19 protein-coding genes are annotated in these 22,534 nt (G+C 67.6%); 9 read left to right on the top strand and 10 right to left on the bottom strand.

Annotation, left to right across the window (positions count from 1 at the left end; genetic code table 11):
* Positions 1-10: 10 nt before the first annotated feature.
* From Q1B08_RS08890 to purC, 8 genes are all read right to left on the bottom strand, one after another.
* Positions 11-2,512: a PBP1A family penicillin-binding protein gene (locus tag Q1B08_RS08890; protein WP_299817368.1), complete on the bottom strand. Its 2,502-nt coding sequence runs from the start codon at positions 2,510-2,512 to the stop codon at positions 11-13.
* A 239-nt stretch (positions 2,513-2,751) separates the two neighbouring features.
* Entirely contained in the window at positions 2,752-3,900 is a 1,149-nt protein-coding gene (locus tag Q1B08_RS08895) for an aminotransferase class I/II-fold pyridoxal phosphate-dependent enzyme (RefSeq protein ID WP_299817258.1), read from the bottom strand.
* A gap of 116 nt (positions 3,901-4,016) precedes the next feature.
* Positions 4,017-7,187, bottom strand: a complete 3,171-nt coding sequence (locus Q1B08_RS08900) for an Rne/Rng family ribonuclease (protein WP_299817260.1) — start codon at positions 7,185-7,187, stop codon at positions 4,017-4,019.
* Between the two features lie 412 nt (positions 7,188-7,599).
* Complete coding sequence (locus Q1B08_RS08905) at positions 7,600-8,934, bottom strand: sigma-54 dependent transcriptional regulator (RefSeq protein WP_299817370.1); 1,335 nt, start codon at positions 8,932-8,934, stop codon at positions 7,600-7,602.
* A 7-nt stretch (positions 8,935-8,941) separates the two neighbouring features.
* On the bottom strand, positions 8,942-10,633 hold the full coding sequence (locus tag Q1B08_RS08910; RefSeq protein WP_299817261.1) for an ATP-binding protein: 1,692 nt from the start codon (positions 10,631-10,633) through the stop codon (positions 8,942-8,944).
* Positions 10,634-10,806: 173 nt separating this feature from the next.
* Positions 10,807-11,475: a phosphoribosylformylglycinamidine synthase subunit PurQ gene (gene purQ / locus Q1B08_RS08915; protein WP_299817263.1), complete on the bottom strand. Its 669-nt coding sequence runs from the start codon at positions 11,473-11,475 to the stop codon at positions 10,807-10,809.
* An 82-nt stretch (positions 11,476-11,557) separates the two neighbouring features.
* The gene (gene purS, locus Q1B08_RS08920) at positions 11,558-11,785 is read right to left on the bottom strand and encodes a phosphoribosylformylglycinamidine synthase subunit PurS (protein WP_299817265.1); all 228 of its coding nucleotides are present in this window, start codon (positions 11,783-11,785) and stop codon (positions 11,558-11,560) included.
* Positions 11,786-11,795: 10 nt separating this feature from the next.
* A complete protein-coding gene (purC, locus tag Q1B08_RS08925; RefSeq protein ID WP_299817267.1) occupies positions 11,796-12,557 on the bottom strand; it encodes a phosphoribosylaminoimidazolesuccinocarboxamide synthase in 762 nt (253 codons plus the stop codon).
* A gap of 137 nt (positions 12,558-12,694) precedes the next feature.
* Between purC and Q1B08_RS08930 the strand changes: the two genes are divergently transcribed.
* From Q1B08_RS08930 to Q1B08_RS08940, 3 genes are read left to right on the top strand one after another with little or no spacing between them, the layout of a single operon-like run.
* Entirely contained in the window at positions 12,695-13,015 is a 321-nt protein-coding gene (locus Q1B08_RS08930) for a DUF1476 domain-containing protein (protein WP_299817269.1), read from the top strand.
* Positions 13,016-13,059: 44 nt separating this feature from the next.
* The gene (gene bmt / locus Q1B08_RS08935) at positions 13,060-14,076 is read left to right on the top strand and encodes a betaine--homocysteine S-methyltransferase (protein WP_299817271.1); all 1,017 of its coding nucleotides are present in this window, start codon (positions 13,060-13,062) and stop codon (positions 14,074-14,076) included.
* Complete coding sequence (locus Q1B08_RS08940) at positions 14,063-14,965, top strand: endonuclease/exonuclease/phosphatase family protein (protein WP_299817273.1); 903 nt, start codon at positions 14,063-14,065, stop codon at positions 14,963-14,965. Before bmt ends, Q1B08_RS08940 begins: the two co-directional genes overlap by 14 nt.
* Positions 14,966-15,122: 157 nt before the next feature.
* On the opposite strand, the gene Q1B08_RS08945 is transcribed toward Q1B08_RS08940, so the two are convergent.
* Positions 15,123-16,187 (bottom strand): PA0069 family radical SAM protein, encoded by a 1,065-nt coding sequence (locus Q1B08_RS08945; RefSeq protein WP_299817275.1) that lies wholly within the window; start codon positions 16,185-16,187, stop codon positions 15,123-15,125.
* An 825-nt stretch (positions 16,188-17,012) separates the two neighbouring features.
* Between Q1B08_RS08945 and Q1B08_RS08950 the strand changes: the two genes are divergently transcribed.
* Positions 17,013-17,708 carry a B12-binding domain-containing protein gene (locus Q1B08_RS08950; protein ID WP_299817277.1) on the top strand — a complete coding sequence of 232 codons (696 nt, stop codon included), beginning with the start codon at positions 17,013-17,015 and terminating at the stop codon, positions 17,706-17,708.
* A 189-nt stretch (positions 17,709-17,897) separates the two neighbouring features.
* Positions 17,898-18,410 (top strand): superoxide dismutase family protein, encoded by a 513-nt coding sequence (locus Q1B08_RS08955; RefSeq protein WP_299817279.1) that lies wholly within the window; start codon positions 17,898-17,900, stop codon positions 18,408-18,410.
* A gap of 13 nt (positions 18,411-18,423) precedes the next feature.
* Here Q1B08_RS08955 and Q1B08_RS08960 read toward each other — a convergent pair whose 3' ends face one another.
* The gene (locus Q1B08_RS08960) at positions 18,424-18,927 is read right to left on the bottom strand and encodes a gluconokinase (protein ID WP_299817281.1); all 504 of its coding nucleotides are present in this window, start codon (positions 18,925-18,927) and stop codon (positions 18,424-18,426) included.
* A gap of 107 nt (positions 18,928-19,034) precedes the next feature.
* Here Q1B08_RS08960 and Q1B08_RS08965 point away from each other — a divergent pair, with 107 nt between their 5' ends.
* From Q1B08_RS08965 to purL, 4 genes are all read left to right on the top strand, one after another.
* Positions 19,035-19,250 carry a hypothetical protein gene (locus Q1B08_RS08965; protein ID WP_299817283.1) on the top strand — a complete coding sequence of 72 codons (216 nt, stop codon included), beginning with the start codon at positions 19,035-19,037 and terminating at the stop codon, positions 19,248-19,250.
* The gene (locus tag Q1B08_RS08970; RefSeq protein ID WP_299817285.1) at positions 19,247-19,585 is read left to right on the top strand and encodes a YbjQ family protein; all 339 of its coding nucleotides are present in this window, start codon (positions 19,247-19,249) and stop codon (positions 19,583-19,585) included. The genes Q1B08_RS08965 and Q1B08_RS08970 overlap by 4 nt, the downstream gene beginning before the upstream one ends.
* The gene (locus Q1B08_RS08975) at positions 19,582-20,205 is read left to right on the top strand and encodes a DUF1638 domain-containing protein (protein WP_299817287.1); all 624 of its coding nucleotides are present in this window, start codon (positions 19,582-19,584) and stop codon (positions 20,203-20,205) included. Before Q1B08_RS08970 ends, Q1B08_RS08975 begins: the two co-directional genes overlap by 4 nt.
* Positions 20,206-20,300: 95 nt before the next feature.
* A complete protein-coding gene (gene purL / locus Q1B08_RS08980) occupies positions 20,301-22,475 on the top strand; it encodes a phosphoribosylformylglycinamidine synthase subunit PurL (RefSeq protein ID WP_299817289.1) in 2,175 nt (724 codons plus the stop codon).
* Positions 22,476-22,534: the final 59 nt, after the last annotated feature.

Here is a 22,534-nt window from a genome sequence, read left to right on the forward strand (position 1 = left end):
AGGCGGGGGGTCAGTAGAGCCCGCCCGAACTGAGCGTCCCGAAGGTCGCGCGACCCGGTACGGTGACGCGTCGTCCGGTCGAGGTCTCGACCTCGCGGGAGGGGGGCGCACCCTCGTCGTCGCCCTCCCCCTCCGCGAAGAGCGGCAGATCGCCCGCCATCGCGAAGCCGCCGTCGATGACCGTGCTGCCGTAAAGCCCGGCGAACGCGTCCTCGCCCTCCCGGAAATACTCGGACACCACGTTGTCCCCGCTCGCCGAAGCCGGCAATCGCGCGCCGGTCGTGCGGTCGATCTTGGCGAAATAGCCGCCTGGCGGCACTTCGAACGGACCGCCGCCGTATTTCTCGATGGCCTCCTGCATGAACTCGTTGAAGACGGGTCCGCAGATACCGCCGCCGCTCGCGCTGCCCCCGAGCGTACGCGGCTGGTCGTAGCCGATGTAGCAGCCGGCGACGATCGTGGAGGAGAAGCCCACGAACCAGACGTCCTTCGCGTCGTTCGTGGTGCCGGTCTTGCCGGCGATCGGCACGGGGAGGTTCACCGTGCGGGATGCGGTGCCGCGTTCGACCACGCCGCGCATCATCGAAGTGAGCTGATACGCGGTGATCGCGTCCATCACCCGCTCACGGTTCGAGACGATCCGCGGCCCGAGACCCGGCTCGAGGTCGGCGAAACGCTCGCAATCGGCGCAATCACGCTGATCGTGGCGATAGACCGTGCCGCCGTAGCGGTTCTGGATGCGGTCCACGAGCGTCGGCTCCACCCGCTCGCCCCCGTTCGCGAACATCGCGTAGGCGGCGACCATCTGGTAGAGCGTCGTCTCCTGCGAGCCGAGCGAATTCGCCAGAAGCTCGCTCATCCTGTCGTAGACGCCGAACCGTTCGGCATAGCCCGCGACGATGTCCATGCCCACGTCCTGCGCCAGACGCACGGTCATCAGGTTACGCGACCGCTCGATGCCCGTCCTGAGCGGGGCCGGTCCGTAATAGCGGTTCGACGCGTTCTTCGGGCGCCAGATCTGGCCGCCGGACTCGATCTCGATCGGCGCGTCCAGAACAATCGTATTGGGCTGATAGCCCGAGTCGAGCGCGGCGGCGTAGACGAAGGGCTTGAAGCTGGAGCCGGGCTGCCGCGTTGCCTGGGTGGTGCGATTGAACACCGAATGCTGGTAGCTGAAGCCCCCCTGCATCGCGAGGACGCGGCCGGTATTGACGTCCATCGCCATGAAGCCGCCCTCGACCTCCGGCACCTGCCGCAGGGACCAGCCTTCGGCCCCGTCACCGCCCCGGCGGACATGCACGACCTCGCCCGGCTCGAAATTGTCGAAGAAGTCCCCGCGCATCCACTGGATGTCCTCGCGGGGCACGTCGACCGTCCCCTCCACCGCGTCCACGCCGAGGCCGAGAGACTGCTCGCCGACCGACAGGACGACCGCCGGATACCATTCGCCTCCCAGGTCGATGTCGCGGGCCACGTCGGCCTTCGACAGCGCATTGCGCCACGCATCCTCGCTGTCGAGCGCTTCGACCGGAATCGTCTTGCCGGTGCCGCGCCAGATGCCGCGGCTTCGGTCGTATTGCTCCAAGGCGCGGCGCAGGGCACGGGCGGCGACGGCCTGCATCTCCGCGTCGATCGTGGCGCGGACGGTGAAGCCCTGGGTGAAGAACTCCTCCTCGCCGAAATCGGAGGTCAGCTGCCGTCGGATTTCATCGGTAAAGTAGTCGCGCGGCGGAAGCGCGGCGCGGAACGGCGCGAAATGGCCCGATTGCACGGTGAGAAGGGGTTTCGCCGTCGCTTCCTCCATCTCCGCGCGGGTGATGTGGCCGTTCTGGAACATCTCGCGCAGGACGTAATTGCGCCGCTCGATCGCGCGCTCGGCCTGCCGGACCGGGTGGTAATCCGACGGCGCCTTGGGCAGGATCGCGAGGTAGGCCGCCTCCTCCAGCGTGAGGTCGGCCAGCGTCTTATTGAAATAGGTCTGCGCGGCCGCGGCCACGCCGTAGGAGTTCTGCCCGAGGAAAATCTCATTGAGATAAAGCTCGAGGATGTCCTCCTTGCCCAGCGTCTCCTCGATGCGCGAGGCGAGGATGATCTCCTTCACCTTGCGCTCGGCGGAGCGGTCCGAGGAAAGAAGGAAGTTCTTCATTACCTGCTGCGTGATCGTGGAGGCGCCGCGCAGGCGGCCGCCTTGCGCCGCGTCGACAGCGGCGGCGACCATGCCCATCGGGTCGTAGCCGGCATGGCGGTAGAAGTTCTTGTCCTCCGCCGAGATGAAGGCCTGCTTCACCAGCGGCGGAATCTCCTCGGCGGGCGCGAAGAGACGGCGCTCGCGGGCGAACTCGTCCATCAGGCGGCCTTCGCCGGAATAGATGCGGCTGATCGTCGGCGGCGTGTATTGGGCGAGCTGTTCGTAGCTCGGCAGGTCGCGCCCGTACATCCAGAGCACGCCGCCGATCATGATCGCCGCCGCGATGATGCCGAGCGTGATGGCGGAGAACACGCCCCCGATCATCGACAGGACGAACAGGAACGCGCCCTGAATCGCCCGCCAGACGGTCCGCCCCACGCGTCCCGTCGCCTTCGTCGCCGTCGTGTTCATGTGCCTGTCCCGCCCATTCAGGGTCGCTCCCGCTATACGCCCGGCACGATGTTCCGTCAAAGCGACCCGGGGCGGCGAAGCGGTCTCCCGCCCGTCGCAAGGGGGCACCGACGATCACGTCGTCGTGAGGATCGGGCGCTGGTTCGCGCCGCCTAGCGATCGGCCATGAAGGCCGCGAGCCGCGTCAGTCCCGCCTCGATGTCGGCCGTTGCCCGGGCATAGCTGAAGCGCAGGGTGCCCGCGCCACGCCCCGGGTCGAAGTCGAGGCCGGGCGTGACGGCGACACCTGCCTTGTCCAGGATTTCCGCGGCGAGGCTCAGGCTGTCATCCGTCAGGTGCCCGACATCGGCATAGACGTAGAAGGCCCCGTCGGGCGGGGCGATCCGGTCGAACCCGGCCGCGGGCAGGCCGTCGAGCATCAACTGGCGGTTGCGCGCGTAGACGGCGAGATTCGCGCCGAGCTCTGCCTCGGCATCCATCGCATGCAGCGCGGCGATCTGGCTCGCATGGGGGGCGCAGATGAACATGTTCTGCGCCAGACGCTCCACCGTCCGCAGATGCGCCTCGGGCACCACCATCCAGCCGATGCGCCAACCGGTCATGCTGAAGTATTTGCTGAACGAGTTGATGACGTAAACGTCGTCGGACACTTCCAGCGCGCTAACCGCCCGACCACCATACTGGATACCGTGGTAGATCTCGTCGGAGACGAAGGCCGTGCCGTTCGCCTGCGCGGCCTCGATCAGCGCGGACATCGCGTTGCGGTCGAGCATCGTGCCGGTTGGGTTCGCGGGGGAAGCGACGATGAGGCCAGCGAGGTCGGCGGGAAGCTCCTTCGCGACGGGCTGGTAGCGGTTCGCGGCCTGCGTCTCGATCCCCACGGCCTCGAGGCTCAGCGCCCGCAGGATTTGCCGGTAGGACGGATAGCCGGGCAGGCCGAGCCCGACCCGGTCGCCGGCATCGAAGAGCGCGGTGAAGGCAAGAAGGAACGCGGCCGAGGATCCGGCGGTCACGACGACGCGTTCGGGATCGAGTTCGAGGCCGTACCAGTCCCGGTAGAGCCGCGCGATCCGGGCACGCAGCGCGGGCAGGCCGAGCGCCACGGTGTAGCCGAGCGCGCCCGCCTCCATCTCGCGCGCCAACGCCTGTCGCGCAATGGCGGGGGCCGGCGTTCCCGGCTGCCCCACCTCCATGTGAACGATATCGCGCCCGGCGAGCTCGGCCCGCCGGGCCTGCTCCATGACGTCCATGACGATGAACGGGTCGACCTGCGACCTGATCGAGACCTTGGTTGCGGGCATCGGCGCCTCCTTCAGGGTTCGGGCCAGATGCGATACCGGGAGGACCGACGTCAATGCGCCATCCACAACGAAGAAGGGCGCCCGCCGGGCGCCCTTCGGGATCGTGTCAACGGCGGTCAGCCACCGAAGGACCACCAGCCGCGCCGCTTCGGCTTAGCCGGCTCTTCGGCCTGCACCTCCGCCGAAGGCTCGCTCGCGGCATCTCCGGTATCGGGCGCGGGCGTCGCCTCCGCTTCGGGCAGGGCTTCGGCCTCCGGCTCGTCCGCGCTGGCTTCGTCCGGCGCGGGGACCGCCTTGGCCGGCGTCTCGACCTGCGCGTCCGCCGAAGGCTCGGCCGGCACGTCCGCGTCGGGTTGCGGCTCCGGTGCGATCGCGTCGATCGCTTCCGCGACCTCGGCCACCGGGTTCGTCGGCGCCGGGGCCTTGGCACGCGCGCGGGATTTCGGCTTGGACGGCGTCGACTCGGGAATATCCCCCGCCGCGCCTTCGGGCGCTTCCGCTTCCGTCATCGTGACCGCATCGGCGGTGGGTGCGTCGTCGGGGCGTCCGCCGTCCGTCGAAGGCTCGACGTTGGCTGCCGGAGCGTCTCCGTCATTCACAGCGTCCGGCTGCGTCGCCTTTCGGGAGCGCGAGCGGCTTCGCGAGCGGGACCGGGACTTGGGCGCCTCGTCGGACGTGGCCTGCCCGGCCTCCGGTGCATCCGTCGCCGTTTCCGCGGCACCGGTTTCCCCGGGTGCGTCCGCCTCAGGTCCCGCAGCCTTCGCCTCATCGTTTTCCGCACCGGACCGATCGTCGGTCTGGCCGGACTTCTTGCGGCGCGACCGGCGGCGGCGCTTCTTTTTTGGCGCATCCTCCCCGTCCGGACGTTCGCCGTTCTGGGCTTCGGCGCGGGTCTCCTCCTGCGCCTCGTCCTGCGCCTCGTCCGGAGTCGTATCCTCCTGCGGAGCCTCGTCCTCCTCCGCTTCGGCTTCGACCTCCGCGTCGGCCTCGACGACATCGTCGTCGTCCTCCTCCGGCGTCCAGGACGTGTCCGTGCCCACGACGTTCGAGACCTTCGGAACGACCCGCGTGGCGGTCTTGAACTTCTCCATCGCGAAGTCCGGCGCCACGAGCGTCGGGTCCGCGACGACCCGGACGGCCATGTCGTAGCGCGTCTCGATCCCCGCGAGGTGTTCGCGCTTCTCGTTCATCAGGTAGTTGCTGATATCGACCGGCACCTTGAGCAGGACCTCGCGGGTCCGCGTCTTGACGCCCTCCTCCTCGACGGCGCGCAGGATCGACAGCGCGACCGAATCGTCCGAGCGGATCATCCCCGTGCCGTGGCAATGCGGGCAGGCCTGCGTCGTCGCTTCCAGCATGCCGGGCCGCAGCCGCTGCCGCGACATCTCGAGCAGGCCGAAGCCGGAAATGCGGCCCACCTGGATCCGGGCACGGTCGTTCTTGAGCGCGTCCTTCAGGCGCTTCTCGACGGCGGCGTTGTTCTTGCGCTCGTCCATGTCGATGAAGTCGATCACGATCAGTCCGGCCAGGTCGCGCAGGCGCATCTGCCGCGCCACCTCGTCGGCCGCCTCAAGGTTGGTCTTGACCGCGGTGTCCTCGATCGAGCCCTCCTTGGTGGACTTGCCCGAGTTGACGTCGATCGCGACCAGCGCCTCCGTGATGCCGATGACGATGTAGCCGCCCGACTTCAGCTGCACGGTCGGGTTGAACATGCTGGCGAGGTAGCTTTCCACGCCGTACTTCGCGAAGAGCGGCTGGCCGTCGCCGACATGCGCCTTCACGTTCTTGGCGTGCGACGGCATGATCAGTTTCATGTAGGCGCGGGCCTCGCGATAGCCGGCCTCGCCCTCCACGATGACCTCGTCGATATCGCGCGAATAAAGGTCGCGGATCGAACGGTGGATCAGGTTGCCCTCCTCGTAGATCGGCGCGGGGGCGATGGACTTGAGCGTCAGCTCGCGCACCTGCTCCCATTGCCGCTGGAGGTATTCGTAGTCCCGCTTGATCTCGGTCTTGGTCCGCTTGGCCCCCGCCGTCCGCACGATCAGGCCCGCGCCCTGCGGCACGTCGATCTCGGAGGCGATTTCCTTGAGCTTCTTGCGGTCGGCCGCATTGGTGATCTTGCGGGAGATGCCGCCGCCCCGCGCCGTGTTCGGCATCAGCACGCAATAGCGCCCGGCGAGGCTCAGATAGGTCGTGAGCGCCGCGCCCTTGTTGCCGCGCTCCTCCTTGACGACCTGCACCAGCATGATCTGGCGGACCTTGATGACCTCCTGGATCTTGTATTTCCGCATCCGGGCGCGCGGCGGACGCGGCGGCTGGAGATCCTCCGGCGCGTCGTCGTCGGCCACGGTCTCCACGCCGGAATCCTTGTCCGAAGGCTCTTTGGGCCTGTTCCGGCCGCGCGCGCGGCCGGTCGGCGCAGGGGGCTCCTCCGCAATTTCGTCCTCACCGAGGTCGAGGGTCTCCATTCCGGCGGGCTCCGTCTGCGCTTCGCGCGCTTTCGGTTCAGGCCGTGGGTCGTCTTCAGGCTCGCCAGCGCCCGAGCCGTCGTCGGTCACCTGCTCGTCCTCAAGCCCGGCGCTCTCGGCGATGGTCCTGTTCGGACCGTCCTCGTCGCTGTCGTTTCCGTCGGTGTCCGCATCGTCCGACGCTTCAACCTCCCTGCCTTCGGTGGCGGCCTCGGAAATCTCGGCAGGCATACCGACAGTCACGCCGGAACTTTCGCTCTGGCGCTTCTGGATCTCGACCTCGGCGGACGGCTCCTTCTCCAAGGTCGGAACAGCGTCGGCGCCATTCGCGTCATCGGCAGCCTCGACCTTCTTGCGGGACCGCGAGCGCGAGCGGGAGCGAGAGCGCTTCTTGGGCTTCTGCGTGTCCTCCTCGCCGGTGGCCTCGTCCGAATCCTGATCCTCGTCGGCATCGTCCTCGGACGCATCGACGGAACGGGCAGCCGTCTGGCCACGGGACGCGTCGTCCTCCGCTTCCTCCGCCTGCGCCATCGCGCGTTCCTCGGCGAGGATCGCGTCGCGATCCGCCTTGGGGATCTGGTAGTAGTCCGGGTGGATCTCCGAGAATGCGAGGAAACCGTGCCGGTTCCCGCCGTAATCGATGAACGCGGCCTGTAACGACGGCTCGACGCGCGTCACCTTCGCCAGATAGATATTGCCTGCAAGCTGCCGCCTGTTCAGGCTCTCGAAGTCAAATTCCTCGATCCGGTTTCCATCCGCCACCACGACCCGGGTCTCTTCCGGATGGGTGGCGTCTATCAGCATTTTCTTCGCCATGTGACTTTCCGCGACACGGGCTACGGGCCCCAGGGGGCGCCTGCCTGCGTCGACTTGACTGGGCGTGCGCAGCCGGCAGCATCGGGGCGCGGTCCGGCCGCATTCCCTCTTCCGCTGTCATGTGTTGCGTCATCGCGGCTCTCATTCCAACCCTGTCCGGTGACCGCGACACGCGGCCGGGAGGGTCCGTTCCTTGCCCGACAACTCCGGCCGGGCATCATTTCGGGCGGCGCACGGCCGTCCCGCAAACTTTACCCGCAGCGCGGGTCACGTGGCGACGCCGTCGATCTACGGGAAAGAATCTCGACCGGTCCCGACCGCCGACCTTCCGACGGCACGACCGTGTCACCTGTCTGTGACAAAAGCAGGCGGAAGACAATGCCCTGCGGTCATGTCCGATCGTCGGCTTGACCTAGAGGTAGTTCGACCGGCTCAACCCGTATTTCGCCATCTTCTCGTTCAACGTGCGCCGCGGCAGGCTCAACTCCTCCATAACGCTGGCGATAGAGCCGCGGTGCCGCCGCATGGTGTTGTCGATCAGCATCCGCTCGAACGCCTCGACATATTCCTTGAGCGGCTTGCCCTCTGTCGTGACCTGCGCCGTCTCGCCCTGCTCCTGCGTGTCCGACATCAAGAGCGAGGATATCGAGCCGGTACCGCGCCGCTGCTGCAGGACGGCGCGCTCCGCGAGGTTGATGAGCTGGCGGACGTTGCCCGGCCACGGTGCCTGCAGGAGCTGGGCGGCCTCCTGCGCGGAAAGCTGCGGCGGGGCGGCGCCGTATTCCTCGCCGAAGCTCTCGGCGAAATGCGTGAAGAGCGTCAGCACATCCTCACCCCGGTTCCGGAGCGGCGGCAGCACCAGCTTCATCGCCGCCAGGCGGAAGAACAGGTCAGGTCGAAGCGAATCCTCCAGCGTCCGTTCCGGATCGGAGCCGTTGTAGATCGCCACGATCCGCGTCTCCGCAGGCGTACCCTGCTCGTTGATGAACGTCAGCAACCGTGCCTGCAGCGGCAGCGGCAGCGCCTCGATATCCTCGAGCACGAGCGTCCCGCCCCGCGCCTCCTCGACGAGCGGCAGGCCGCCCTCCGTCACCGGGCCAAAGAGTTTCGCGCCGAGCTCTTCCTCGCCGAGCGCGGCGCAGGAGGTCATCGCGAAGGTCTTGCCGGCGCGCGGACCCACTGCGTGCAAGGCGTGCGCCACCAGCGTCTTGCCGGTGCCCGTCTCGCCGTCGATCAGAACATGCGTGTCGGCCTGCCCGAGGTCGAGGATGTCCTCGCGCAGCCGCTCCATCGCCGTGCTCGTGCCGATCAGCTTGCGCATCAGCACGGTGCCGTCCGAAAGCTCCCGACGCAGCGCGCGATTGTCGAGCGTGAGCTTGCGGGCCTGGCTCGCCCGGCGGGCCAGATCCGTCAGGCGATCGGGATTGAACGGCTTCTCCATGAAGTCGTAGGCGCCGAGCTGCATCGCCTCGACCGCCATCGGCACGTCGCCGTGGCCGGTGATCATGATGACGGGCAGCGACGAATCGGCGCTCATCAACCGCTTCAGAAAGGTCATGCCGTCCATACCGGGCATCCGGATGTCGGAGATGATCACGCCCGGATAGTCCGGGGTGATCTTCTTCAACGCATCCTCCGCGCTTCCGAACGTCTCGGTCGCGAAGCCCGACAGGGCCAGCCATTGGCTGATCGATTGCCGCATGTCCGTTTCGTCGTCGACAATCGCGATACGAGTCTGTTCCACCATCGTCTCCCTACTCGGCTGCATCGAGGGCCTTCTGCATGACGGGCAGGCGGACCTCGAAGACGGCCCCGCCCTTCATGGCGTTCCGGGCTGTCAGTCGCCCACCCATGTCATTCACGATTCCTGAGGAGATGGCGAGCCCGAGGCCCACGCCTTCTCCCGGCTTCTTGGTCGTGTAGAACGGCTCGAAGAGCTTCTCGGGATCCTGCAGGCCGTGCCCCGTGTCGCGCACGGCAAGCACGACCTCCTCGCCTTCCGACAGCAGGATGTCCAGCTCCCGGTCGTCCGTTCCATTCATCGCGTCGAGCGCGTTGCGAACGAGGTTGATGACGACCTGTTCGAGACGCAGCCGATCGGCCGTCACCATGACGGGCCCGTCGGGCACGATCTGGCTCAGCTGAACCTTGTCCTGACGCAGCTGCGGCTCCATCAGGGACAACGCGGAGGAGATCACATCGCGCATGTCCACCGGCTCGAACGCCTCGCCGCCCTTGCGGGCGTAGGATTTCAGCTGCCGCGTGATCGCGCCCATCCGGTCGATCAGGTCGTCGATGCGCTGGAAGCTCGACAGCGCCTCGTCGGAGCGCCGCCGCTCGAGAAGAAGCCGTGCGCCGGCCAGATAGGTCTTCATCGCCGCGAGCGGCTGGTTCAGCTCGTGGCTGACCGCGGCCGACATCTCACCCAGAGCCGCGAGCTTGGAGGATTGCGCGAGGCTCAGTTCGGTCTCCTTCAGCTCCTCCTGCACCCGCTTGCGCTCCGCCACTTCACGCCTGAGCCTGTCGTTGAGTTGCCGCAGCTGGAGTGATTCCCGCTGGAACAGGATCGAACGCAGCGTCGCGCGACGGTTCAAAAGGTAGAAGCCGAGCGCGAGCAGAAGCGCGAAACCCATGATGATGAGGGCCAGCACGCCGTTCACGCGCTCGCGGACGTTCTCGTAGCTCGTGAAGCTGACCAGCCGCCAGCCGCGGAACGGAACCCGCGTCTCCATCTGGATCAGCGCCGAACTGTTGTAGCCGTCCTCGGCCGGTTGCCCGAAGGCGCGCGTCGTGGCCAGCGCCCGCTGCAGGGCCGACGGCACGGAGGTCGCGGCGATCGCCTCCTCGAGCGGCATGCCGCGCCAGCGCGGCTCCGTCGACAGGATCACCGTGCCCGCCGCGTCGGTCACGGCCACCGCGGCGGTGGTGCCGCGCCAGCGGGTCTCGAACTGCGCGAGGTTGACCTGCACCTGCAGCACCCCAACCTGCTCCTCGCCGTCCTGCACGGTACGGCTGAAACTGGCCTCATAGGCCCCCGAGGACCGCGGCGACAGCGTGAAGACCGTGTCCTGCGACGCGACCGCGTCCGTGAAGAACGGCCGATCCGAATAGAACTTGCCCAGCTCCTCCTGGTCGGTCGCAGCAACGGTGCGCCCGTCCATGTCCATGAGCAGGATCGAGGCCGCGCCGATCTCGTCTACGTAGGAACTCAATCGCTCGCTCGAGGTCGAGAAATCGTCGGCCTCCAGCGCATCGATCAGGGTCGGATCGCGCGCCAGCAGAAGCGGCACCACCGAATTGCGCTGCAGTTCCGACAGGATCGCCCCGGCATAAAGCGACTGCCGCAGTTCCGCGCGGAGCCGCGTGGTCTGAACGAACCGTTCGGTCAGAAGCGTGTTGGCGACCCAGATCGCGACGCCGGCGGCGAGGATCATGCTGACGATCATGACCCGCACGATCCACGACAGACGCGGTCTGGGGCGGTCGGACACAACTCCGCCGCTCGCTCGATGGACAGGCCGCCCCGGGATCAGGTCATGCAAACGCATGGACCGTGTGTAAACGTCACCGGCCCGTGGCTCAATGGCGGTGGTTCACAAGGCCGTCGGCACCAGCGCCCTTATGCCGCAACCAGCGCCTGCGCGAGGCCCCGGAACAGGGCCGCACCGTCGGAACCGCCTTGCAGCGGGTCGATCGCGCGCTCCGGATGCGGCATCATCCCCAGCACCCGGCGGTTCTTCGAGAGAACCCCCGCGATCCCGTCCTTCGCGCCATTGGGCGTCGCGACGTAGCGGAAGGGGATGCGCCCCTCCGCGTTGAGCCGCCGCAAGGTCTCGTCGTCCACGGTGTAGTTGCCGTCGTGATGCGCGATGGGGATGTCGATCACCTGGTTGCGCGCGTAGCCTGCGGTGAACGCGCTTTCGGTCTCCTCCACCCGAAGCGGCACCGTGCGGCAGATGTATTTCAGACCCGCGTTGCGCAGCAGCGCGCCCGGCAGGAGCCCCGCCTCGCAGAGGATCTGGAAACCGTTGCAGGGCGCGAACACGTAGCCCCCCCGTTCGGCATGCGCGACAAGCGCCCGCGCGATCGGCGAGCGGGCGGCGATGGCACCGCATCGAAGGTAATCGCCGTAGCTGAATCCCCCGGGCACGCCCACGACGTCGACCCCTTCGGGGAGCGCCGTCTCCTTGTGCCAGACCATCTCGGTCACGAAGCCCGCGGCGCGAAAGGCCACAGCGAGGTCGCGGTCGCAGTTGGATCCGGGGAAGACGAGAACGGCGGCTTTCATGGCGAACCTGTCGAATGGATATGCCCCGCAAATCGCACAATCCGCGGGCCGAAGCCAGAGCGCGGGTCCGCTTCCGCCGCCCTCACATCTCGATGCGGTAGCTTTCGATCACCGTGTTCGCGAGGAGCTTCTCGCACATCGCGATCACGTCCGCCTCGGTCGTGCCCTTCGCGAGGTCGAGCTCGATCAGCTTTCCCTGCCGCACACCCTCGACCTCATCGAAGCCCATCGCGCCAAGCGCATGACGGACGGCCTCGCCCGGCGGATCGAGCACGCCGTCCTTCAGCATCACCGTGACCTTCGCCTTCATGCCCGCCCCCTCAATTGATGAGCGTTGGCCGCGTGACCGGCCCGGAATTGGCCGGCAGGACGCCGAGCCGGCGCGCAACCTCGGTATAGGCGTCCGATAACGACCCCAGATCGCGGCGGAACACGTCCTTGTCGAGCTTCTTGCCCGTCTCGATGTCCCAAAGGCGGCAGGAATCGGGGCTGATCTCGTCGGCGACGATCAGGCGCTGATAATCGTTGTCCCAAATCCGGCCGATCTCGATCTTGAAGTCGACGAGCTTGATGCCGACCGCGAGCATGCAGCCCGAAAGAAAGTCGTTCACCCGCAAGCTCAGCGCGATAACGTCGTCGAGATCCTGCTGGCTGGCCCAGCCGAAGGCGAGGATGTGCTCCTCGGAGACGAGCGGGTCGCCCAGCTTGTCGTCCTTGTAGCAGAACTCGATGATCGGGCGCGGCAGGGCCGTCCCCTCCTCGATGCCGAGCCGGGTCGAGAGCGAGCCGGCCGCGACGTTGCGCACGATCACCTCGAGCGGGATGATCTCCACCTGCCGGATCAGCTGCTCGCGCATGTTGAGCCGGCGTATGAAGTGCGTCGGCACGCCGATCGCGTTCAGGCCGGTCATGAAGAACTCCGACAGACGGTTGTTCAGAACGCCCTTGCCGTCGACCACGTCCTTCTTTTGCGCGTTGAACGCGGTTGCGTCGTCCTTGAAGTATTGCACGAGCGTTCCGGGCTCGGGCCCTTCGTAGAGGATCTTGGCCTTGCCTTCGTAGACCTTCTTGCGCCTGGCCATGCTCTCTCCGGGGGATCGTGGGTGCGTATCGTGGCGGCACATATGCCCTCCACCCCCCTTTGCCAAGGGAAGCGACTTGCGACAGCGACGTCCTGACCGCATATCCATACGGAAAGCCAGTTCGGGGGAGACGCGAAATGACCAACATGGACGATCGAAGGAAGGGCTTCGAGAACAAGTTCGCTCATGATGCCGAGTTGCAGTTCAGGGTCGAGGCGCGTCGCAACCATCTGCTCGGCGAATGGGCGGCGGATCTCCTGGGCAAGGAAGGCGAGGAGAAAGCCGCCTATGCGCGGGATGTCGTGAGGTCCGATTTCGAGACAGCGGGCGACGACGACGTCATGCGCAAGGTGTCCGGCGATCTGGCGGAAAAGGTCCCGGCGGCGGAGATCCGCGCGAAGATGGACATGCTGATGGAGCAGGCGAAGTTGCAGATCATGCGGGAACAGACGTCCTGACCGACCGCTCGCCCCACCGCCCGCCCACGCCACCGGAGCCATTCATGCCCGACGCCCTTTCTTCCCTGCTCCGGTCGCGCGGCTGGCTTCTGGCCGACGGCGCGACGGGAACGACGCTCTTCAACATGGGCCTCGAGTCGGGCGACGCGCCTGAGTTCTGGAACGAGACCGAGACCGACAAGGTCCGCGCGCTTTACCGCGGGGCCGTCCAAGCCGGATCCGATATCTTCCTGACCAACACGTTCGGCGGCAACGCCGCGCGGCTGAAGCTGCACGGCGCCGAGGCGCGGGCGGGCGAGCTCTCGCGGATGGGCGCCGAGATCGGACGCGAGATCGCCGATGCCGCCGGCCGCCCCGTCGTCGTCGCCGGCAGTATGGGCCCCACGGGGGAGATCATGGCCCCGATGGGTCCGCTCAGCCACGAAAGCGCTGTCGAGATCTTCCATCAACAGGCCGAAGGGCTGAAGGCTGGCGGCGCGGACGTGCTCTGGATCGAAACGATCTCCGCCCCCGAGGAGCTGCGGGCGGCCGCCGAGGCCGCGGCGCTCGTCGACATGCCCTGGTGCGTCACCATGAGCTTCGACACCGCCGGACGCACGATGATGGGCACGATGCCGCCCGACATGACGCGCCTGATCGGCAAGCTGGACCACAAGCCCCTGGCTTACGGCGCGAATTGCGGCGTCGGCGCCTCCGACCTGATCCGGACCGTGATGGGGTTCGCGGCGTCCGATACGCCGATCATCGCCAAGGGCAATGCCGGCATTCCCAAATACGTCGACGGCCATATCCACTACAACGGAACGCCGGAGCTGATGGCCGATTACGCCGTCATGGCGCGGGACGCGGGCGCGACCATCATCGGCGGCTGCTGCGGAACCACGGCGGCGCATCTCGAAAAGATGCGGGAGGCGCTCGAGACCCGACCGAGGGGCGCGGCGCCCCCGCTCGACGAGGTGTCCGCCCGGCTTGGCGGCTTCTCGTCCGAGAGCGACGGCCTCGATGGCAAGGGTCCGACCCGCGACCGCTCCGCCACGCGGCGACGGCGTGACCGGAGCTGACGCCGGCGCATTCTCTGCATCCGGCGCGGTGGCCCGGCTGGGTCCGCCGGCGCTGACGCTCGCGGCAGCCATCGTGGGCGCCGCTCTCCTGGCCCGGCTCCACCCGGCCCTGGACGCCATCGGCATCGGCCTTCCGGTCGGCCTGCTCGGCGCGGCCTTCGCGGCGTTCGCGTTTCTCCGACGCCGGGCTTGGGTTCCGGCGGCTCTGGCGGGGCTCGTCCTGTCTGCCGGCCTTGTGGCGATCCGCCCGATCCTCGGAGACACGGCGCCGGTCGGCGATCCGGGGTTCCGGCTACTTCAGCATAACCTTCTCACCAGCAATTCGGCCGCCGATCTTTCCGACCGGCTGATCGGTGTGGATATCGCGACATTGCAGGAAGCCCATGCCGCGCACGACGCGATCGAAGCGTTGCCGCCTGAATGGGGTCGCTTCACCTGCGGCAAGGGGCGATCGCGCACCGGCACGGCGATCGTCTCGCGCTTCCCGATCGGGTCGACGAACTGCATGCCCGACGGCGCCTGGGCGATCGTGCGAACACCGGACGGTCCAGTCACCGTGGTCTCGCTGCACCTGCCCTGGCCCTGGCCGTTCGGCCAGACCGAGCAGATCGAGGTCATTGGGTCGATCCTCGCGACGCTGCCCGGCCCGTTCGTGGTCGCGGGCGACTTCAACCAGACGTCTTGGTCCGCCACCGTCGCGCGGATCGCCGAAATGACTGGCACGCGGCCGATCCCGGGCTGGCGGCTGACCTATTCCGGCGCTGGCGGATTCATGCAGCTGCCCATTGATCACGTCCTCGTTCCGCCGGGCTGGCGGGCGGAGGCGACGGTCGGTGGACGTCACGGTTCCGATCATTCCGAGGTGATGGCGCAGATCGGTCCGGTTTGACGGGGGCTCGACAACCCCACGCTCTCGTTCGTCCGCGGTCGGGATAACGAGACGCGCCCCCCGCGTCGAAAGCGATAGCCTTCGCAGCGGAGCCGATGGATCCGTCGCTCTGCACGCGAATTCCGGGCGAGCCGCCCCGAAGCTGCCGCCCACCGCCTCAGAACAGCGACATCTGCGTCCCCGGCACGCGGAACAGATCCGTTCGAAGCGACGGCAGCCGCTTTGCCAGGCCAAGCGACTTGCAGGCGCGGTCGAAGCGGCGCTGAAGCAGGTCGGCTTGCACCCCCGTGCCCCGCATCCGCGTCCCGAAACCGGCATCGTAAAGCTTGCCGCCGTGGAACTCCCGCACCCGGTTCAGGACCTTCCGAGCCCGGTCCGGGGCGTGCGCCCTGAGCCATTCCTCGAAGAGCGGCGCGACCTCGAGCGGCAGGCGCAGCGGGATCATGCTCGCGGCCTCCGCCCCGGCATCGCGCGCCGCCGACAGGATCGCCTCGACCTCATGGTCCGTCAGGCCGGGAATGACCGGCGAGACCATCACGCGCACCACCACGCCGGCGGAGGCCAACCGCTCGATGGTTCGCAGCCGCCGCGAGGGAACCGGCACCCGCGGTTCCAGCTTCCGGGCCAGCCTGTCGTCAAGCGTCGTCACCGAAAGGCCGACGCGCGCAAGCTCCGGCCCCATCTCCGACAGGATGTCGACATCGCGTTCCACCATCGTGCCCTTCGTCGTGATGGCGACGGGATGAGCGTGGTCGCGCAACACCTCGAGCAGGCCCCGCATGATCTTCCGATCGCGTTCTATGGGCTGGTAGGGGTCGGTGTTGGTGCCGATGGCCAGCATCTTCGGCGCGTACCCCTTCGCTCCGAGCTCCTGCCGCAGGGCATCCGCCGCGTTCGGCCGCGCGATCAGACGGGTCTCGAAGTCGAGCCCTGGCGACAGACCGAGCCAGGCATGTGTCGGCCGCGCATAGCAGTAGACGCATCCGTGCTCGCACCCGCGATACGGATTGACCGAGCGGTCGAAGCCCAGATCCGGCGAGCGGTTCGTGGAGATCACCCGGGTGACCGTCTCCTCCCGCACCTCGGTCGCCTGCGCGACCTCGCCCGAACCCGGATCGGCCTCGTAGGTATGGCGTTCGTATCGTCCGGCCCGATTGCTGAGCGCCCCCCGGGTGCGGATCACGGCAGACGTATCGGAGTGGAGGCCGGACACATGGGTCATGGCCACATCAACTAGAACAAATTGCGAACATTCGCAAGAGACGTTCCCCGTATGAGTTATCGGACGGCGGCTCGCATGCAGACGATTGCCTTCGCATCGGTCGCGACGCCGGAAACGGAGAGAAGCACGCCTGCCGCCCCGTTCGACGCACTTTACCTTGGGTTCGTAACGTTCGGCGAAAGCCTGCGCGACGATGGAAACCTGTTCGTTCGGATCGGGATGCGTCGGCCTCCTGTCGGGAGAAGCGGCTCTCGAACGGTCCGCCCGGGCGAAAGGCATCGCGGCCCGCTTCGCGATCTCCGAAACGTTCGCGTTCGGCTTGCGGGCGGCGACCGACGACGACGCGCATCCTGATTTTGCCGCACAGGTCGCGACCTGTCTGGTCTCCCCGCTCCCGACGCTGATCGGTCCACGGCCGCCGGCTTCGGTCTGGTCTGGTCTGGCGCCGGCGGCGCTCTCGGAAGCATCGCGGCCGGAACCGCACCCGAGGCCATCGGCGAGATACGGACGGGGTCGGCGGGCCTCCGCGTCGACAATGTGAAAGAATTCGCCCTGTTCGAGTTGCCCGACCCAGGCGCGCGACGCCACGCAACGACCTCGTCCTCCCGTAGGCTTCCGACGGCGCCTCCGACCCGGTCCCGGTCATTCCCGCGCCCCGCCGCTGCTGCCCCTCGTCGGCGCGCTCGCCCCGGTTGGGCTGGTCCATCGCCGCGTCGCTCGCTAGACAGCGAATGTCGGTTCCGCAGCCATGACCTCGCGGCTGTGACGGTTATCCTGGGTTGCAGACCGACGAATCACGCGCCGACGACAAGGACGCACATCCAGATGGCCGACGACGACATCATCCTTTCCGAACTCGACGACGACGAACTCGTCCAGCAGATGTTCGACGACCTTTATGACGGTCTGAAGGACGAGATCGAGGAGGGCGTGAACATCCTGCTCGAACGCGGATGGGAGCCCTACGACATCCTGACCAGGGCGCTGGTCGGCGGCATGACCATCGTCGGCCAGGACTTCCGCGACGGCATTCTGTTCGTCCCGGAAGTGCTTCTGGCCGCGAACGCCATGAAAGGCGGCATGGCGATCCTGAAACCGCTGCTGGTCGAGACCGGCGCGCCGCGCATGGGCAAAATGGTCATCGGCACCGTCAAGGGTGACATCCACGACATCGGCAAGAACCTCGTATCAATGATGATGGAGGGCGCGGGGTTCGAGGTGGTCGATCTCGGCATCAACAACGCGGTGGAGAAATACCTCGACGCGCTGAAGAGCGAGGAGGCCGACATCCTCGGCATGTCGGCGCTTCTGACGACGACGATGCCCTACATGAAGGTCGTGATCGACGCGCTGAAGGCCGAGGGCATCCGCGACGACTACATCGTCCTCGTCGGCGGCGCGCCCCTGAACGAGGAGTTCGGCCGCGCCATCGGGGCCGACGCCTATTGTCGCGACGCGGCAGTCGCGGTGGAGACCGCGAAGGACTGGATGGCCCGCAAGCACAACCAGATGTCGGCCTGATCCGGCGGGGCCGGTTATCGGCACCGCTTCCGGTGCCGACCATCGACGCAGATGACGGATCACGCACCATCGCTGCGGGGGATCGCGGTTTGCAGGCATCCCGGATCCAGAAAGCGACAGAACGGCGCGGATCCTTCCGCCGGGTTTTCGCGTTTGTGGGCAACCGCAACAAAGACACGGAGCCTGCCCATGCGATCCCTGACCCTAGCCCTGCCCTGCCTCCTGCTCGCCGCGCCTGCTCTGGCGCAGGACGAGACCGGCGCCCGCGTCACCGGCGAGCTGTTGAATGCCGAAGGTAGCAATATCGGTTCCGTCTCCATCTTCGAGACCCCCTCCGGCCTTGTCCGCGTCAACGTCCAGGCGACGGAACTCGGCGCGGGCGGCCACGGCATCCACATGCACGAGACCGGCGAATGCGAGGGCGACTTCAGCTCTGCCGGCGGCCACGTCTCGGGCGACATGCAGCACGGTCTCGTGGAAGGCGGCCCCCATCCGGGCGACCTGCCCAACGGGTTCGTCGAGGAGGACGGAGTGCTTTCCTACGAGGCGTTCTCTGACTGGACCTCCGTCGAGGACCATCTGCTCGACGACGACGGATCGGCGCTGATCATCCATTCCAACGAGGACGATTACGAAAGCCAGCCCAGTGGCGAATCCGGCAGCCGCGTCGCCTGCGCGGTCCTGTCCGAAGCGCCGTCCTGACGCGCGGACGGCCTCAGCCGGGGCGCCGGCCGCGCAAGCGGTCGAGCACCTCGGCGACGAGACGCCGCGGCGGCCGGTCGGCCGAAACCACGATCGGCCGCTCGTCCGCCGTAGGTGGCTCCAGCGTCTCGAGCTGGGAATCGAGCAACGAGGCCGGCATGTAATGACCGGTCCGCTGCTTGAGCCGCTGCTCGAGCATGTCGCGATCGCCCGCGAGATGGACGAGCGACACAAGTCCGGTCCGTGCGCGGATACGATCCCGGTAGGCGCGCTTCAGGGCAGAGCATGCGATAACCGTGGTCCCGCGACGTTCGGCCAGAGTGCGGCCGACGTGGTCGAGCCATGGTGCGCGATCCCGGTCCGTCAACGGCTCGCCGCGCGCCATTTTCCTGACATTGCCACGTGTGTGCAGGTCGTCCCCGTCGACGAACCGCCCCCGCAAAGCCTGCGCGAGCTCGATCCCGAGCGTCGTCTTGCCGGTGGCGGTCACGCCCATCACGAGTATCTTCAAAGCCAAGCCGCCTCCCCCGTGCCTTGATGACGCAGCGACGCACGCTGTCAATCCGTATTGGCAGCGGCGCCCTGCCTTCCCATTATCGGGGAAGACCATAAGGATTGCTCGCCATGCCGCTCGACCGCTTCGCACTCATTCTCGTCGTCGTGGTCCTCGCCGCGGGTGCGACGATCTGGCTGGCCGCCATCGTGAAGGCCAGCGCCGTGGCCCCGTTGGCCTCGGTCGCGCTCCTGCCGGTGCTGCCGGTCGCATACCTGGTCTGGCGGGTGATCTCCGAGCGACGCGCAAACCGCGAGGACGATCGCTACGACCGGATGGACCGATGAGCGGCCAGGAGGCGAGACGCGTCATCCTCACCACCACGGACGGCGTGCCGGGGCGGGAGATCGCGCATTGCATCGGTTTTGTGCGCGGCTCCACCGTGCGCGCGAAGCATATCGGCTCCGACATCGTCGCGGCCTTGCGCAACCTCGTTGGAGGCGAGATGCGCGAATACGCCTCGCTTCTGGCCGGCGCACGGGAACAGGCGATCGACCGCATGGTCGCCGAGGCGCGGGCGCAGGACGCGGACGCCGTCGTCGCCGTCCGGCTCGAAACCTCCACGATCACCCATGCCGCCACGGAGGTCGTGGCCTACGGTACCGCGGTGAAGCTCGCGTGATCCCCGACGCGGACCTCACGCGCGACGGGCTGTCCGCCGCCGGGACCGGGCGCGTCCTCGTCGTCGCCTGCGGCGCGCTCGCCCACGAGATCGTCGCGATCCGTGCGGCGAACGGGCTCGACCACATCGACCTGCATTGCTTGCCCGCGATCCTGCACAACCACCCCGAGCGCATCGTCCCGACCCTGTCCGAGGCGATCGACGCGCGCGCCGATCGTTACGACCGCGTCTTCGTCGCCTATGCCGATTGTGGCACCGGCGGCGCGCTTGCCCGGTTCTGCGCGGAACGCGGGATCGAGATGATCGCCGGGCCGCATTGCTACGCCTTCTTCGACCGGCTCGACCGGTTCGTCGCGCGCGACGAGATCGACGCCTTCTACCTCACCGATTTTCTCGCCCGGCAGTTCGACGCCTTCGTCACCCGTCCCCTCGGCCTCGACCGGCATCCGGAGCTGCGAGAGATGTACTTCGGCCATTACGCGAAAGTCGTCTATCTGGCGCAGACCGACGATCCCGCATTGACGGAACGGGCCCGCGCGGCGGCGGACGCGCTCGGGCTCGACTTCGAGCGGCGCCGGACCGGCTATGGCGACCTGACGGCGGCGCTGACGCGCGCCTGACGCCGGATGCAGGCGGGCAACACCGCGGCGCCGCGCACCTTTCCCCCAGCCGTCCCCTCCGCTAGACAACCTCCGCAATCTCCCGGAGTTCGCCCATGCAAGAGCCCGCCATCACGCCGGACCTGATCGCGGCCCACGGGCTGAAGGACGACGAATATTCCCGTATCGTCGAGATCATCGGCCGCACCCCGAGTTTTACGGAACTCGGCATCTTCTCGGCGATGTGGAACGAGCACTGCTCTTACAAATCCTCGAAGAAATGGCTCCGCAAGCTTCCGACCGAAGGTCCGCAGGTCATTTGCGGACCGGGCGAGAACGCGGGCGTGGTAGCCATCGGTCCGGGCCCCGACGGCCGCGAGCTCGCCGTGGTCTTCAAAATGGAAAGCCACAATCACCCCTCCTATATCGAACCCTATCAGGGCGCCGCGACCGGCATGGGCGGCATCCTCCGGGACGTCTTTACCATGGGCGCGCGCCCCGTCGCGGCGATGAACGCCCTGAGCTTCGGGGACCCCGCGCACCCGAAGACGCGACGCCTGGTCCACGGCGTGGTGGAGGGCGTGGGCGGCTACGGCAACTGCTTCGGCGTCCCGACCGTCGCGGGCGAGGTCCGCTTCCACGCAAGCTACAACGGCAATTGCCTCGTGAACGCCTTCGCCGCCGGCATCGCGGAGGCCGACGCGATCTTCTACTCGGCCGCCTCGGGCGTCGGCCGCCCGGTCGTCTATCTCGGCGCCAAGACGGGACGCGACGGCGTCGGCGGGGCGACGATGGCCTCCGCCGAGTTCGACGACACGATCGCGGAAAAGCGCCCCACGGTGCAGGTGGGCGATCCCTTCACCGAGAAGCGCCTGATGGAAGCCTGCCTCGAACTGATGGCCACCGGCGCCGTCGTCTCCATTCAGGACATGGGTGCCGCCGGCCTCACCTGCTCCGCCGTGGAGATGGGCGACAAGGGCCGCCTCGGCATTCGCCTCGACCTCGACCGCGTGTCCGTGCGCGAAGGTGGCATGAGCGCCTACGAGATGATGCTGTCGGAAAGTCAGGAGCGGATGCTCATGGTCCTCGACCCCGCGCGCGAAGACGTGGCGCGCGCGGTTTTCGAGAAATGGGATCTCGACTTCGCCATCGTTGGCGAAACAATCGCCGAAGATCGTTTCCTGATCGTGCACAATGGGGAGACGAAGGCCGATCTCCCCCTGTCCATCCTCGCCTCCTCTGCCCCTGAATACGATCGTCCCTGGGTGGCGTCGCCCCCGGCGGAGCCGCTCGACCCCGTGGCGGAAGTCGATCCGATCGAGGGTCTGCGCGCCCTTGTCGGCAGCGCGAATTATTGCGCCCGGGACTGGGTGATCGAGCAGTACGACACCCAGGTCATGGGCGACACCGTCGCACGCCCCGGCCTCGACGCCGGCATCGTACGCGTCCACGGTACCGAGCGCGGCCTCGCCTTCACCGCCGATGTCACCCCGCGCTACGTGAAGGCCAACCCCGTCGAAGGTGGCAAACAGGCCGTGGCCGAGGCCTATCGCAACCTCGTCGCCAAGGGCGCGCGGCCCCTCGCCGCGACCGACAACCTCAATTTCGGCAATCCCGAAAAGCCCGGGATCATGGGTCAGTTCGTCGGTGCGCTCGACGGGATCGGCCAGGCCTGCGCGGCGCTCGACATGCCGATCGTGTCGGGCAATGTCAGCCTTTACAACGAGACGGACGGCACCGGCATCGACCCCACGCCCACGATCGGGGCGGTCGGGCTCATCGACGATCTGTCCCGACGGATCGCGTGCCCGGTCGAGACCGGCATGCTGGCGCTCCTTCTTGGGGAAAGCGGGACGCATCTTGGCCGTTCCGCGCTTCTGGCCGAGCATCTGGACCGCGACGAGGGCGACGCGCCGCCCGTCGACCTTGCCGCCGAGCGGGCGCGGGGCGAATTCATTCTCGCCAACCTCGCGTCGATCCATGCCTGCACCGACATCTCCGACGGCGGCCTCGCGCTCGCCGCCTTCACGCTGGCCGAGGCGAACGGGGTGGGCGTCACGCTCGACGTCTCGGGCACGGCCGCGCTCTTCGGAGAGAATCAGGGCCGCTACCTCATCGCCTGCACCTTCGACGCCGCCGAGGCGCTGATGGTCGCGGCCGGGCGCGCGGACGTGCCGCTGACGATGGTTGGCCAGTTCGGCGGAACCGTGGTCAGCCTCGGCGGGGCGGAAGCGCAGTTGACGGAGCTGTCCACGCTCTACCGCACGACCTTCGCGACCCTGTTCGGCTGATCGCGGGCGGCCGGAGCGCCGCGGGCGGGTTGCCCCGGCGACCCGGCCTGCCTAGCTAG

This window comes from uncultured Jannaschia sp. (assembly GCF_947494025.1).
In the GTDB taxonomy this organism is placed as follows: Bacteria; Pseudomonadota; Alphaproteobacteria; order Rhodobacterales; family Rhodobacteraceae; genus Jannaschia.